Here is a 14,727-nt window from a genome sequence, read left to right on the forward strand (position 1 = left end):
TTTTGGTAAACCAAAACAACTCAAAGACTTCAGTATCTGTCTGCTCCAAATTGTGGCATTCTCATTAACACTGTTTCAAAAGGATAAATGGATTGAAAGATATGGACAGCAATTCGCCCAAACTCTCATTACGTACCATTGAGCCAACGGATTACCCTGAGCTTGCAGAACTAATGGACTTAGTGTTTCCTGATGTTGGCGGCTCATGGCCACGGCTAACTATTATGGATCTCATTCATCAGTTTCCTGATGGCCAAATCTGTATTGAAGATAACGGCAAAATAGTCGGTGCAGCATTAACCATTAAAGTGGACTACAACCGCTTTTCTCTTCCTCACCTGTATACCGACATCATTACCGAAAACAACGTCATACAGAATCAAGTAACCGGTGATGCAATGTATGGTCTCGATGTATTTGTCCACCCAGACTATCGAGGGCTACGTTTAGGTCGACGTTTATATGATGCACGTAAAGAGCTTTGCCGTAGTAAAAACTTCAAAGCCATTTTAGCCGGTGGTCGCATTCCTAATTACCACCAATACGCAGATGAACTGAGCGTTGCAGAGTACATCGACAAAGTAAAACGCCGTGAGCTTCATGACCCTATTTTGTCTTTTCAGCTTGCTAACGACTTCGATGTAAAACGTATCATGCGTGGATACTTGCCAGAGGACAGTGCTTCTAAAGGTTACGCGACACTGCTGGAGTGGGATAACTTTTTCTACGAAGAGGATATTCAATCCGTACACGATGTAGAAAAGACTCTGATTCGAATTGGTGTTGTACAGTGGCAAATGCGCGCGATGAATGACCTGGAGGATTTGCTCGATCAAGCTGAGTTCTTCATTTCTTCTCTTGCGAATTACAAGGCCGATTTCGCCCTATTCCCTGAGTTCTTTAACGCACCGCTGATGGGCTTGCAAAACGACAAAAATTCCGTTGAAGCAATCCGCTTTTTGGCTAGCTTTACAGAAGAGATCAAAAACCGTTTCTCGCAGATGGCAGTCACCTACAACATCAACATTATTGCAGGCAGTATGCCCGTTATCGAAGATGGCAAACTGTATAATGTGGCCTACTTGCTGCAACGAGATGGTGAAATTAACGCTCAATATAAAATCCACATCACGCCTCATGAACAAAGAGACTGGGTGATCGACGGTGGTGACAATGTTCAAGTGTTCGAAACCGATGCGGGCAAAGTCGGCATACTGATTTGTTATGACAGCGAATTCCCTGAATTGGGAAGAATGTTAGCAGAACAAGGCGCACAAATTGTATTCGTTCCTTTCTGGACGGACACAAAAAATGGCTATCAACGAGTACGAATTTGTTCCCAATCGCGTGCCATTGAAAACGAATGCTATGTTGCAATTGGTGGTAGTGTTGGTAACTTACCTCGTGTTGATAACGTGGACATCCAGTACGCGCAATCTGCCGTATTCTCTCCGTCGGATATCTACTTCCCGCACGATGCGACCTTGACAGAAGCAAGCGCCAACACCGAAATGATGATCTTCGCCGATGTTGATTTGACTAAGTTGAAGCAACTTAATACCGAGGGTTCAGTAACCAACTTACGTCACCGACGTCTTGATTTGTATGGCGCATTTACTAAAGCTAAAGAGTCATAATGGTGTGCCTTATTCGCCGCCACACGGGAGCGTGGCGGCGAATAAAACAAGCAGCAGATTGATTCCGCACAATAATCAGAGGCATGTCAGTTTTTCTCAGCGGTGAGAAACAAGAATTGACCCAGTAGGACATTCGGAGTATCACTCCAACTTCGTTCCGCTTTTATTAGGGGAAAGCTTTTGGAACACATTAACGAACTTCTCATGTCAATGAAGCCTTTGCTCGAGCAATACGGCTACTTGGCGCTGATTGTCAGTATATTTCTAGAAGGGATAGGTGTACCGATGCCTGGTCAATCGCTGATGATCGCGGCATCTTTGCTCTCTTCAGAACAAGTCATGAACCTAAGTATGGTTATGATGGTATCGTGGCTAAGCTGCTTTTTTGGGAATACCTGTGGTTACCTAATCGGGTATTACTTTGAAGGCTGGTTGGATAAAAAAGGCTATATCTCTGGCCCGAAGATGCAAACACTTCAACTGACTATCCAGAAATACGGCCCTACGTGCTTGGTCGTCAGTCGCTTTATTGAAGGAATGAAGCAATTTATGCCTCTTGCGTGCGGTATCGCGAAAATGCCACGTAGAGAGTTTTTGCTCGGTAACGCCCTCGCGGCGACGGTTTGGGTATTGGTATTCAGCTTGTTAACTCACTTTGCATTTGAACATTTAAGCGTGTTGAGCAACCTGTACACCGAATACAAATATCTGGTATGGGCATTTGCTGCTGTCTTATTTACGTGGATGGTTTTAGGTATTGTTAAACGCAAAAAAGCCAAATCAATGCAATAACGACAGCCTCTTCATTGGCGCATAACTAAAGCTCGTGGTATCAGTGAGATACGTAATACGAGCTTTTATTTTTTTCTTTACGCGCAAAATTTAAACAGCCATTTAGACGTCTAGACGTTGACAATGCGTAAATGTGATATTAGTCTGCTCTTCTCTCTTATTATTAACATTGTCGTTTACATGTCCGGTTCCCAACAAACAACTAAAACAGTTGCACCTTCTGCGGTCGCACTGATCCCATTGATTGTATTCCTTGCGCTGTTTATTGGCGTAGGCACTTACTTATCTTTGCAAGGCGTTGAATTTGCCTTCTACCAGCTGCCTGCACCCATCGCGGTATTACCAGCCATCATCATTGCGTTTCTTTTAAGTAAAGAGAAACTTAACCGCTCAATCGAACACTTCATGCGTGGTGTTGGCCACCCAGACATCATCGCAATGTGTATGATCTATCTGCTTGCTGGTGCCTTTGCTGCGGTAGCAAAAGCCTCTGGCGGTGTTGATGCAACGGTGAACCTTGGTTTATCCGCAATTCCAACCAGTATGATTTTACCGGGCATTTTCCTGATTTCTGCTTTTATCGCAACAGCAATGGGCACTTCGATGGGTACCATCGCAGCCGTTGCACCCGTAGCGTTAGGCATTGCTGAATCAGCAGGAATGAGCTTACCGTTAACCGCAGGCGTTGTGCTGAGCGGCGCTATGTTTGGTGATAACCTTTCTATCATCTCTGACACCACCATCGCGGCGACACGCTCTCAAGGTTGTGAGATGAAAGACAAGTTTAAAGAGAACATTCGTATTGCTTTGCCTGCGGCGTTGATCGCGATTGCAGTGTTCGCTTTCAACAGTACAGCGACTCAAGTGCCTGCAACTGGCGATATTGAGTGGCTAAAAGTCTTGCCGTACATCACTATTTTGATCCTAGCGGTATCTGGTGTGAATGTGTTTGTGGTTCTGTCGATTGGTATCCTTTTGGCTGGCGGCGTGAGCTTGGCATCGATTGACAATTACGGACTGACTAATCTAGCCCAAGACGTATACAAAGGCTTTGGCAACATGCAAGAGATCTTCTTGTTGTCCATGCTAATTGGAGGTTTGAGTGAACTGATGCGTCGTCAAGGCGGTCTTGCTTTCCTAACCAATTTCGTTAGCAGCCTTATCCACGCGTTTGGCTCTAGCCATTCAAAACACGCGAACAGCCGCGCAAGTGAGCTAGGTATCGCGGGCTTGGTTTCTATGGTGAATGGTTGCACGGCAAATAATACGGTCGCCATCATCGTATCGGGTAGCGTGGCGCGCCAGTTGGCGGAAGAGAACAATGTCTCTCCTCGTCGCTCAGCAAGCTTGTTGGATATTTTCTCGTGCGTGGTACAAGGCATTTTGCCCTACGGCGCGCAAGTATTGTTGCTAGGCTCAGTATTTAACCTTTCTCCATTAGAAGTGGTTGCCAACTCTTACTACTGTTTCGCGCTGGCAATTGCAGCCATTGTGGCGGTGTTTATCAAACACCCAGCTCGCCAACCCGCAGTGCAAACCGAAAACTAACGACAAATACCGAAAAGGCTCCGATGGAGCCTTTTTGCTTTCCGTTCTTCTTTATTTTCCTTGCTTCAAACAGATTCACTTTAAAACTGAACGCAAACTTTGCGCACTGTGTAAAGGAATCGCGAAGCGATGCGCCACATCGCGTAGAGCCTCCACCTGATCCGCGTTACTGATTGCTAATTCGCCTGCCACATCGAAGTGGTTATTCTCAAACCCAACTCTCACATCGAATCCAAGTAACATCGCACTCGCTAAACAGTCTTGCTCTCGCGCGCCAAAAGCACAAATGGCACATCGAATTTCTTCCTCGTCAAAACGCGCCAAATTCAAACCTCGTAAATCCCATGGCGAAGACTGTTGAGCTTGGTGATAACGCCCTAACACCACTAATGCATGCTGATACGTTTTAGGTAACACGCCCGCATCACGCAGTTGGAAATAACGTTCAATGTCGGTTGCATCATAGAGAATAATTTGGCTCACGATGTTGTTTTCAGCCACCCAATGGAAAAAGTCATTCCCTTCTTTCTCACTTGCGCGATCGGGGATTAACTCCCTCAATGCGAAAGAAGCCGCTTCAGGTTTCACAGCTTTGACTAACGCCCTCTGTTGTGGCGGAGAATATAAACCCACCGCTTCTGTGGTGAGCTGAACCATCATGGTTTCTCCCACCGCTTCTTTCACGGCATGGTAAATTTCCATGTTGTCGTCGATGTCTAATGAATGACGTCCGTTGGCGTCTCTAGCATGCAAATGGATCATGGCAGCCCCTGCTGTTTGACAAGCGATAGCCTCTGCAACCAGTTCGTCTGTTGTCATGGGTAAGTTGGCGTGATCATGCTTGGTTTTTCTTGCGCCGTTTGGAGCCACGATAATGGCGATGGGTTCTCGCAAATATTGGTTTGCTACTTCCATGTCTCCGCCACCTCTTTTAACGTCAGTGAGAGTTTGCCAACTAGTTCATCAATATGATGAGACTGAATAATGAATGGCGGTGCGAGCAAAATATGGTGCCCATTAAAGCCATCAATCGTTCCGCCCATTGGATAGCACATTAAGCCATTTTCCATTGCTCGCTGTTTGATGCGTTTGTCTGCCAATGTGGCTTTACTCAGCGGCGACTTGCTTTCTTTATCCGCCACCAGCTCAATGCCAAAAAACAAGCCTTTACCACGAATGTCGCCAATGTATGATAAATGGGCCAATGCAGAAGTAAGCTCATTACGCAGCAAAGCACTTTGCCGATTAACCGCCGTTAATAAGTCATCTTGGAAGATGGTTTGAATGGTTGCCACGGCAGCAGCGCACGCCACAGGGTGCGCCATAAAAGTATGACCATGCTGGAAAAAACCGCTTCCATCAGCAATAGCTTGATAGACTCGATCATTCGCAACCACCGCGCCAATAGGTTGATAACCCGCACCAAGCCCTTTAGCCATACAAACCAGATCGGGCTCTGCCTCTTCTTGCTCAAACGTAAAAAAACTACCACTTCGCCCAACGCCACACATGACTTCATCCAAGATCAATAACACATCGTATTGGTCGCATATTTCGCGAATACGTTTGAAGTAACCTTGAGTCGCAGGCACAGCTCCAGCGGTGGCTCCCACAATAGGCTCAGCGACAAAAGCCATGACATTCTCAGCCCCCAGCTCAAGAATTTTTGCCTCTAGTTCATTCGCCGCTCGCAATGAGTAATCCAATTCCGACTCATGACTCTGCTGATAACGATAAGCATAGCAAGGGGCAATGTGATGACTCGGATGCAAGATAGGTTTGAACGGTTCACGTCGCCATTCATTACCACCGACCGCCAGAGCTCCCAACGTATTGCCGTGATAACTTTGCTGACGCGCGATGAATTGCTTTTTCTCTGGCTTACCTGATTCCACAAAATACTGCCGCGCCATTTTTAGTGCCGACTCCACCGCTTCTGATCCGCCACTGACTAAATACACATGGTTGAACTGCTCAGGCATATGCTGACAAATCAATTCCGCTAGTCGCTCACTGCTGTCACTAGTAAAAAATCCAGTATGAGCAAACGGCACTCTCTCGAGCTGTTCCAACATGGCTTTTTTAACGGCTTGATGACTATGGCCAAGGTTTGATACCGCAGCGCCACCACAAGCATCGAGATACTGTTTTCCTTGTTTATCGAATAGATAAACACCTTCACCTTTATCGATGATTGGCAGCGTGGCATGGCAATGACGGTGAAATACGTAAGACATTTGAGTCCCTTCCAATGTATAAGATTTGCACATATCATCAGGAACAAACCCAAACGCGACAAGGGAATAAATTTCACCCACCATGAGCTTTTGGAATACCACACCCCAAAAACAATAAAGCCTTTGATATTTAAACAATAAAACAAATAAAGGCCAGCTTTTTTAAAGGCAGGCCTATGGGTAACCAAAAGCTAAAAAAAGAATCGTTTTACGCGTTTAGTGCCTGTTCTAAATCGGCTAGGATATCGTCAATATGCTCAATACCCACAGATAAACGAATCATCTCTGGTGACACACCAGCTTGTTTTTGTTCTGCTTCGCTCAACTGACGATGAGTCGTCGATGCTGGATGACAAGCCAATGATTTTGCATCGCCAATGTTCACCAAACGCTTAAAGATTTTCAGAGCGTCATAAAAGCGTACTCCGGCTTCATAACCGTCTTTTAAACCAAACGACAAAATCGCAGAAGGCTTACCTTTCATGTATTTTTCGGCGAGGTTGAAGTGTGCTGAACTTGGCAAGCCGGCGTAACTCACCCAACTGACTTTGTCATGCTGTTCCAAGAATTCAGCCACTTTGAGAGCATTCTCAGTATGGCGTTCCATACGCAGCGGTAACGTTTCTAGCCCTTGCATAAGCATAAATGCATTCATCGGTGATAATGCCGAACCGGTATTACGCAATGGTACGGTACGCGCGCGCCCGATAAATGCCGCCTCACCAAACGCTTCGGTATACACGACTCCGTGGTAAGAAGGTTCTGGTTGGTTGAAAACGGGAAAACGGCCTTTGTGCTGCGCCCAAGGGAATTTACCGGAATCTACAATCACGCCACCCAATGTGGTACCATGCCCACCAACGTATTTAGTGAGAGAGTGAACTACGATATCCGCACCGAACTCGATGGGTTTGCACAACACTGGCGTCGCGACGGTGTTATCCACAATCACAGGCACGCCTTGTGCGTGAGCAAGCTCCGCCACACGTTCTAAATCAATGATATTACCCGCAGGGTTACCAATGCTCTCGCAGTACACCGCTTTGGTATTTTCATCAATTAACTCGGCCAAACTTTCTGGCTTGTCATCTTTGGCAAACTTCACTTGAATACCTTGATTTGGCAGCATGTGCGCAAACAAGGTGTAAGTACCGCCATAAAGTTGCGGCGTAGAAACGATGTTATCGCCTGCTTGCGCTAAGGTCAGAACCGCATAGTTAATCGCTGCACTCCCCGCACTCACGACCAATCCAGCAATGCCGCCTTCTAACGCCGCCATGCGTTTTTCCAGAACATCGTTAGTCGGATTCATGATGCGAGTGTAGATATTACCCGGCACTTCCAAGTTAAACAGATCAGCGCCGTGCTGCGCGTTGTCAAACTCGTACGCGACTGTTTGATAAATCGGCATCGCGACAGATTTAGTGGTAGGGTCAGTTTCGTAACCAAAATGGATGGATAGCGTTTCGTCTTTCATGTTCTTCCTTGAGCGTCATCGAGATAAATCGTGGACTTATCATGCCGACTTTTTAACCACAGAACCTCGTTATGGGTCACATTGCCCAAGTCCAGAAACGTTTATGAAATAGGAAAAGGTAACATTTTTGATATTCATCGATAGGTATAACTTGCGCTTGATTGAAAGTCTTTAATCTTGTTGATAATCCTCCTTCAATATGAACTAAAGTGAATGTGACCTATTGAGTTCTCAAACTCATTGAGATGGGAGCAATAGGCAAAAAACTTACTCTGTATGGAGATGACCGATGAACAAAAACTGGATCCCCATTGCCCTATCTGGGCTTGCTTTAACGGGGTGTTTTTCTGAAGAAGCGAAAGAAGTAGAAGCCGTCGCCGAGCCACTCAAAGTAACCGCCGCAGACAAAATTTATTATGGTGGCGAAATCCTAACCATGGCTAGCGATAAGCCAGAGTACGCCGAAGCCGTCGCGACATTAGGCGAGAAAATCATTTATGTCGGCAGCAAAGATGGAGCGATGGAACACAAGTTCGGTAAAACACAGTTGGTCGACTTAAAAGGCAAAACTATGTTGCCTGGCTTTGTTGATCCGCACAGTCATGTGTATGGTGTTGGTCTGCAAGCCATGGTCGCAAACGTGCTGCCATCTCCTGACGGCGAAGCCGATACCGTAGCGAAAATCATCAAAACTCTAAAAAATGCCGAGAACAATAATACGCAACGCCTATTCATTGAGAAAACGGGTTGGATTTTAGGTTTTGGTTACGACGACGCCCAACTGGATTACTACCCTACCAAAGCGGATCTCGATAAAGTCAGTACAGATAAGCCTGTATTGATCATCCACACTTCGGGGCATTTGAGTGTCGCGAACAGTAAAGCGTTAGAGCTCGCAGGCATCACATCAGAATCGGAAGATCCAAAAGGTGGCATTATCCGCCGAATGGAAAACAGCCAAGAACCAAATGGTGTTCTAGAAGAAAACGCGCACTTTGCAATGCTGTTCAACCTCAATAAGTTGATTGATTCTGAGCTTCAAGATCGCATGTTAGAAGCCTCGCAAGGTATGTACGCGAAATATGGCTATACCACGGCTCAAGAAGGACGAGCAACATCAGAAGGTTATGAAGCGATGAAACGCGCGTCGAAAAACGACAAACTGATGATCGACTTGGTTGCGTACGCCGATATGGTATCGAGCAGTGATTTTATGGACTCGGAATACAACACGCCAGAGTACACCAACCATTTCCGCATCGGTGGCGTAAAGCTGAACTTTGATGGCTCTCCACAAGGTAAAACGGCATGGCTAAGTCAGCCTTACTTCCACCCGCCACATGGACAAGATAAAGACTACGCTGGCTACCCAACTTTCGAAGATCAACAAGCTTACGATTACGTAGAAACGGCCTTTAAAAATGAATGGCAAGTGCTAACGCATGCCAATGGTGACGCTGCGATAGAGCAATTTATCAACGCAGTGACCAAAGCAAATGAAAAGCTAGGAAAACAAGACCGCCGACCTGTACTCATTCACGGACAAACCATGCGCCAAGACCAAGTGAATCGCTTAGCTGCGCAAGGCATCTTCCCTTCTCTATTCCCAATGCATACTTTTTATTGGGGTGACTGGCATGTGGACTCGGTGCTCGGCCATCCTCGTGCCGATTTCATTTCACCAACTCAAGCGGTGAGAAAGGCGGGGTTAAAATTCAGTACACACCATGACGCACCTGTGGCGCTGCCAAGTTCATTCCGAGTATTAGATGCGACCGTCAATCGCACCACCAGAACCGATAAAGTACTGGGACCAGATCAGCGTGTTGACACGTATACCGCGCTGCAAGCCATGACCATTTGGCCGGCTTACCAACACTTTGAGGAGTCGTATAAAGGTTCTATCGAGGTGGGTAAGAATGCGGATTTAATCATCCTCGATAACAACCCGATGAAGATTGAACCTAAGGCGCTAAAAGACCTAAACGTGGAAGAAACCATCAGCCGAGGCGAGTCGGTTTATCAACGACAGTAATCCAAAATAAAACACCGCCGTCATCGAGGCGGTGTTTTCTATCTGACTCACCAAGCACTATATCTATTTACTCTCCACTTGCTGTAATAACCAAGTACGAAACTTGTTTGTGGACTGACTTCGTGTGTTCATGATCAAGTAGTACCCTGCATTGGCTGGAACCGGCTGAAAGGGAGAAACTAAACGCTCTGTCGTCAATTCACCCTCAATCAGTGCCATTCGTGCCATCGCAATCCCAACTCCTGCTTCCGCTGCAGACATCGCCATATCCGTTCGATTAAAAAAGTGTCCAACATCGGTTTTAAAGTCTAATCCCATTGCTGACGCCCAATATAGCCACTCATAGTCACGCGTCGCTTTTTCCCATGGCATCGCATCGTGTAGTAGCGTCGCCTCCTGCCATTTCTTCACTGACATTGAGGATTCTTGTTCATCAAAAGGCACTTTTAGCCAACCATGATCCTCAAGGTACTTCGGACTCATTACGGGCAGCAGTTGCTCATCCAAAATCAACTCCGCGTTAGCATTTCGGTAAGGATGAAGACCATAGTCTATCGCGACGTCATAATCTTTTATCTCACTATTCACTAACGCCCCTTCCGCGAAGATTTGCACTTGGATATCCGGGTTCTCGTGATGAAAACTTTCCAGCTTTGGGACTAACCATTTAAAAGCAAAAGAAGGCGTTAATTTTAAGCGGATCTCATTGGTGTGCTTTTCTACTTTGAGCTCATCAAGCAGTTTGCTCAGCTCAGAAAAGTGAAACTGCGTTGCTTGGTGTAACTGAGTGCCTTTAGCGGTTAAACGAATACCGCGGGAATGGCGTTCAAATAAAGTAAAACCTAATAACGCTTCCAAATGAATAATTTGTTGGCTCACGGCTCCCGTAGTGAGGTGCAAAAACTTAGCCGCGCCAGTAAAGCTGCTGTGTTCCGCGACTTGGCTAAACAGACACAAGCCACTTATTAAATTACTTCTCATCCTTGAGCCTATAGTTTTTCTAAACGCTGTATGTAATTTATATCGATTGTTAACAAAAGGTAAAGAAAAGAAACTAACCACTCAGATAAATGTGTGGAGTACATCAATGGAAGTCATCGTATTAGGCAGCGGCGTCATCGGCTTAACCTCTGCTTGGTATTTATCTCAAGCAGGCTATCAAGTTACTGTTATTGACCGTCAACCAAGCAGTGCAATGGAAACAAGTTTCGCCAATGCTGGGCAGATCTCGTACGGCTATTCTTCGCCTTGGGCTGCGCCTGGTGTTCCTGTTAAAGCCATAAAGTGGTTAATGGAAGAGCATGCTCCACTCAAAATCAAACCAACCCTCAATGCCGATATGATCAGTTGGGCAAGTAAGATGGTGGCCAACTGCACCCTGTCTCGCTACCAAGTCAACAAAGCTCGCATGCTTTCGATAGCTAACCACAGTCGTATGTGTCTGGAACAATTACGTCAAGAACATGCCATTGAATATCAAGGTCGCCAGTTCGGCACCTTGCAAGTATTTCGAACGCCTCAACAGCTGCAAGCCATTGAAAAGGATATGCAGCTTCTAGAGCAAAGCGGGACTCGGTTTGAGTTGATGGACGTAGAACGCTGCATTGAACAAGAACCTGGACTGGATCTTGTGAAAGATAAACTGGTTGGTGGCTTGCACCTGCCAGATGACGAAACAGGCGATTGCTATCAGTTTTGCCAACAACTAACAGAACTCGCTAAGGCCCATGGCGTGAGGTTCGAGTTCGACACCGAAGTAAGCAATTGGGTTACAGTAGGCAAAAAGATCATAGGTGTCCAAACGAATCGAGGACAGTTTAAAGCGGACCAATATGTGGTTGCCTCTGGCAGCTATTCTACAGCGCTACTCAAGCAAATCGACATTGAGATTCCTGTCTATCCAGTAAAAGGCTATTCGCTCACCATCCCAATGGAAGATGAGCACTTCTCTCCTCGCTCTACTGTGATGGATGAAACCTATAAAGTCGCCATGACTCGGTTTGATGACAGAATTCGCGTAGCGGGCACCGCAGAATTAGCAGGGTTTGATGCCTCCCTTCCGCAAAAACGAAAAAACACCATCGAAATGGTCATCCGTGATCTTTTCCCTCGCTGCGGCGACTTTAGCCAAGCCGAGTTTTGGAGTGGCTTTAGACCAATGACGCCTGATGGCACACCGATTATTGGCGCAACTAAATACGATAACCTTTTTACTAACACCGGACACGGCACTCTGGGTTGGACTATGGCTTGTGGTTCTGGTCAATTACTAGCGAGCATTATGACTGGTGAAAAAGCGAAAGTGATGGATGACACAGAGCTTAACCTTTGCCGTTATGCATAAGGACATATCTGCATAAAAAACAAACAGGCCTTTACTCCACAAAATGCATATTATTTGGCATTTTTAACTCATCAAATGTGCAGCACATTTTAATGACAATGTGCTGCATATTTAATCATCAGACAAATCTTCTACCTCAAAGGAGCAAATAAGCAACAAGAACTAAATTTTAACAATCACTCTCCATTCTGTGTTCACCATCACGCTACAAAGGATTTATAGCCAAAAAAGTTAACAATTGCATTACATAAAGGGTAATGTATTGTGTGAAAAACAACCACAAACACAACTAACAGGGAAAATACTCATGCAGTCATTAGTTGATTTTCTGAATGGAATTATTTGGAGCCCGGTACTGATCTATCTGTGCCTTGGTGCAGGTTTGTTCTATTCAATCATGACGCGTTTTGTACAAATTCGTCACTTCTTTGAGATGTGGCGCTTATTACTTTCAGGGAAGAGTTCAACAAAAGGGATATCATCATTTCAGGCACTTGCCGTTTCACTATCTGGCCGTGTAGGTACAGGTAACATTGCTGGTGTTGCTGCCGCTATCGGTTTTGGTGGACCAGGCGCCGTATTCTGGATGTGGGTCGTTGCCTTCTTTGGCGCTGCAACCGCATACGCAGAGTCGACACTTGCGCAAATCTATAAAGAAGAAGACGAAGGTGAATTCCGTGGTGGTCCTGCTTACTACATTGAAAAAGCAATGGGACAAAAATGGTACGCTTGGATCTTCGCTATCGCAACCATCTTTGCATGTGGTGTTCTACTTCCTGGCGTTCAATCGAACAGCATCGGTAACGCAGTAGAAGCAGCATTTGGCTCAGGTGACATGATTGAAACCGCTATTGGTACCTTCAGTTTTGCTAAAATTTTCACTGGTACGGTTGTCTGTGTCATTCTGGCCTTCATCATCTTCGGTGGCGTAAAACGTATTGCGAACTTTACCCAAATCGTTGTGCCATTTATGGCGCTGGCTTACATCATCACTGCATTTGTCATCATCCTTCTAAACATTGGTGAGGTTCCACGCATTTTCGGCATGATCATTGGTGACGCGTTCACACCAATGGCAGGTGTTGGTGCGGCAATCGGTTGGGGTGTAAAACGTGGCGTTTACTCCAACGAAGCAGGTCAAGGTACTGGTCCTCACGCTGCAGCTGCAGCGAGTGTTGATCACCCAGCTCAGCAAGGTCTTGTTCAATCTTTCTCTATTTACATCGATACACTACTTGTGTGTTCAGCAACCGCGTTTATGATTCTTATCACTGGCGCGTACAACGTAAATGGTGCAGTTGAAGGTACGTTCCTAATTCAAAACCTACCGGCTGATATTGGTGCGAATGGTCCTGTATTTACGCAAATGGCGATCGAAAGTGCGCTACCTGGTGTGGGTAAGCCATTCATCGCAATCGCACTCTTCTTCTTTGCGTTTACGACCATTCTGGCTTACTACTACATTGCAGAAACGAACATTGCTTACATTCGTCGTACATTCAAAGTAAATGGGCTGATGTTTATTCTGAAAGTCATCATTATTTCATCCGTGTTCTACGGAACCGTGAAAACCGCCAACTTAGCCTGGGCGATGGGTGATGTAGGTGTAGGTCTAATGGCATGGCTTAACATCGTCGGTATTTTGATCATCTTCTTTATGTCGAAACCAGCTCTCAAAGCATTGAACGATTACGAAGAACAACAAAAACGTGGTGTGACCGACTTTACATTCAACCCTGTAGCGCTAGGCATTAAAGGCGCAGATTACTGGGAAGATAAGTACAAGCGTAAAACGGGTAAGGCACCAACGGCAGACAACAGTACTACAGAAACTGTAGAACAACCATCAACATAGCCTTAACGCATAAACAAGAAAAAGCAGTGGTCCGTTTAAGGGCATAAAAAAAGGGGATTAACCATTGGTTAATCCCCTTTTCTGTATTATGTGTAAAGGATTAAGCAGCGACAGCTTCAACTTTACGAGCGATTTTTGCTTTACCTACAGGTAGAACTTCACGACCAAATTCGTTGTTTAGTACCTGCGCCATTGCGAAGTAAATTGCACTTGCGCCACAGAAGATACCTTCGAAGCCAGCGATAGCACCGATCACTTCGCTACCAGTGAAATCACGAGCAGCAAGCAAGAAGAACAGGATAGTTAGAGAACCAAATACCACTTGCTTCGCTGTTGGGTAGCATAGAGAACCAATGAACATGAAACCAGTGAAGATGCCCCAAAGCGCTAGGTACCAACCCATAAAGCTTGCAGGGCTTGCAGGAAGACCCATGTGAGGCATTACGATTAGACCAACCAATGTTAGCCAAAATAGACCGTAAGAAGTAAACGCAGTTGTGCCGAACGTGTCACCGCGTTTAAAGCACATGATGCCAACGATTACTTGGCTAAGGCCACCGTAAAAGATGCCCATCGCTAGAATCATAGAGTCAATTGGGAAAAATCCTGCATTATGAATATTAAGCAGAATAGTGGTCATACCGAAACCCATTAGACCTAGCGGTGCTGGGTTAGCCAGTTTTGTCGACATGTACAAATACCTTTTTTCAAAAATGTTGATAAAAAATGCGCGCGAATTTTAATGGGCTCCAGAACAAAAGAGAAAAGCTGTTATTGAAAACTTAGATTCCATAAATAAACC

Annotated in this window: 11 protein-coding genes; 6 read left to right on the top strand and 5 right to left on the bottom strand. The window is 45.6% G+C overall.

The annotated features are described in order from the left end of the window. Positions 1-101 precede the first annotated feature (101 nt). From FR741_RS12145 to FR741_RS12155, 3 genes are all read left to right on the top strand, one after another. Positions 102-1,637, top strand: coding sequence for a bifunctional GNAT family N-acetyltransferase/carbon-nitrogen hydrolase family protein (locus FR741_RS12145; RefSeq protein ID WP_005391488.1), 1,536 nt, complete (start codon positions 102-104; stop codon positions 1,635-1,637). 204 nt (positions 1,638-1,841) lie between these two features. Beyond that, positions 1,842-2,429 (top strand): DedA family protein, encoded by a 588-nt coding sequence (locus tag FR741_RS12150; RefSeq protein ID WP_005391489.1) that lies wholly within the window; start codon positions 1,842-1,844, stop codon positions 2,427-2,429. Positions 2,430-2,609: 180 nt separating this feature from the next. Continuing rightward, positions 2,610-3,977: a Na+/H+ antiporter NhaC family protein gene (locus FR741_RS12155; protein ID WP_167426846.1), complete on the top strand. Its 1,368-nt coding sequence runs from the start codon at positions 2,610-2,612 to the stop codon at positions 3,975-3,977. Positions 3,978-4,052: 75 nt separating this feature from the next. On the opposite strand, the gene FR741_RS12160 is transcribed toward FR741_RS12155, so the two are convergent. From FR741_RS12160 to FR741_RS12170, 3 genes are all read right to left on the bottom strand, one after another. Beyond that, entirely contained in the window at positions 4,053-4,892 is an 840-nt protein-coding gene (locus FR741_RS12160; RefSeq protein ID WP_167426847.1) for a BKACE family enzyme, read from the bottom strand. Continuing rightward, positions 4,883-6,214 (bottom strand): aspartate aminotransferase family protein, encoded by a 1,332-nt coding sequence (locus FR741_RS12165; RefSeq protein WP_167426848.1) that lies wholly within the window; start codon positions 6,212-6,214, stop codon positions 4,883-4,885. The genes FR741_RS12160 and FR741_RS12165 overlap by 10 nt, the downstream gene beginning before the upstream one ends. Positions 6,215-6,422: 208 nt before the next feature. Next, complete coding sequence (locus tag FR741_RS12170) at positions 6,423-7,691, bottom strand: O-acetylhomoserine aminocarboxypropyltransferase/cysteine synthase family protein (RefSeq protein ID WP_167426849.1); 1,269 nt, start codon at positions 7,689-7,691, stop codon at positions 6,423-6,425. Between the two features lie 289 nt (positions 7,692-7,980). Between FR741_RS12170 and FR741_RS12175 the strand changes: the two genes are divergently transcribed. Further along, on the top strand, positions 7,981-9,726 hold the full coding sequence (locus FR741_RS12175; RefSeq protein WP_167426850.1) for an amidohydrolase: 1,746 nt from the start codon (positions 7,981-7,983) through the stop codon (positions 9,724-9,726). Positions 9,727-9,789: 63 nt separating this feature from the next. On the opposite strand, the gene FR741_RS12180 is transcribed toward FR741_RS12175, so the two are convergent. Continuing rightward, complete coding sequence (locus FR741_RS12180) at positions 9,790-10,707, bottom strand: LysR substrate-binding domain-containing protein (RefSeq protein WP_167426851.1); 918 nt, start codon at positions 10,705-10,707, stop codon at positions 9,790-9,792. A 106-nt stretch (positions 10,708-10,813) separates the two neighbouring features. Here FR741_RS12180 and FR741_RS12185 point away from each other — a divergent pair, with 106 nt between their 5' ends. Together FR741_RS12185 and FR741_RS12190 are read left to right on the top strand one after the other, a co-directional pair. Further along, entirely contained in the window at positions 10,814-12,070 is a 1,257-nt protein-coding gene (locus FR741_RS12185; protein ID WP_104971314.1) for a D-amino acid dehydrogenase, read from the top strand. A gap of 307 nt (positions 12,071-12,377) precedes the next feature. Further along, the gene (locus FR741_RS12190; RefSeq protein WP_012842106.1) at positions 12,378-13,925 is read left to right on the top strand and encodes an alanine/glycine:cation symporter family protein; all 1,548 of its coding nucleotides are present in this window, start codon (positions 12,378-12,380) and stop codon (positions 13,923-13,925) included. Between the two features lie 100 nt (positions 13,926-14,025). Here FR741_RS12190 and FR741_RS12195 read toward each other — a convergent pair whose 3' ends face one another. Then, complete coding sequence (locus FR741_RS12195) at positions 14,026-14,616, bottom strand: acetate uptake transporter (RefSeq protein ID WP_005391518.1); 591 nt, start codon at positions 14,614-14,616, stop codon at positions 14,026-14,028. Positions 14,617-14,727 lie beyond the last annotated feature (111 nt).

The organism is Vibrio diabolicus (assembly GCF_011801455.1).
Taxonomy (GTDB): Bacteria; Pseudomonadota; Gammaproteobacteria; order Enterobacterales; family Vibrionaceae; genus Vibrio; species Vibrio diabolicus.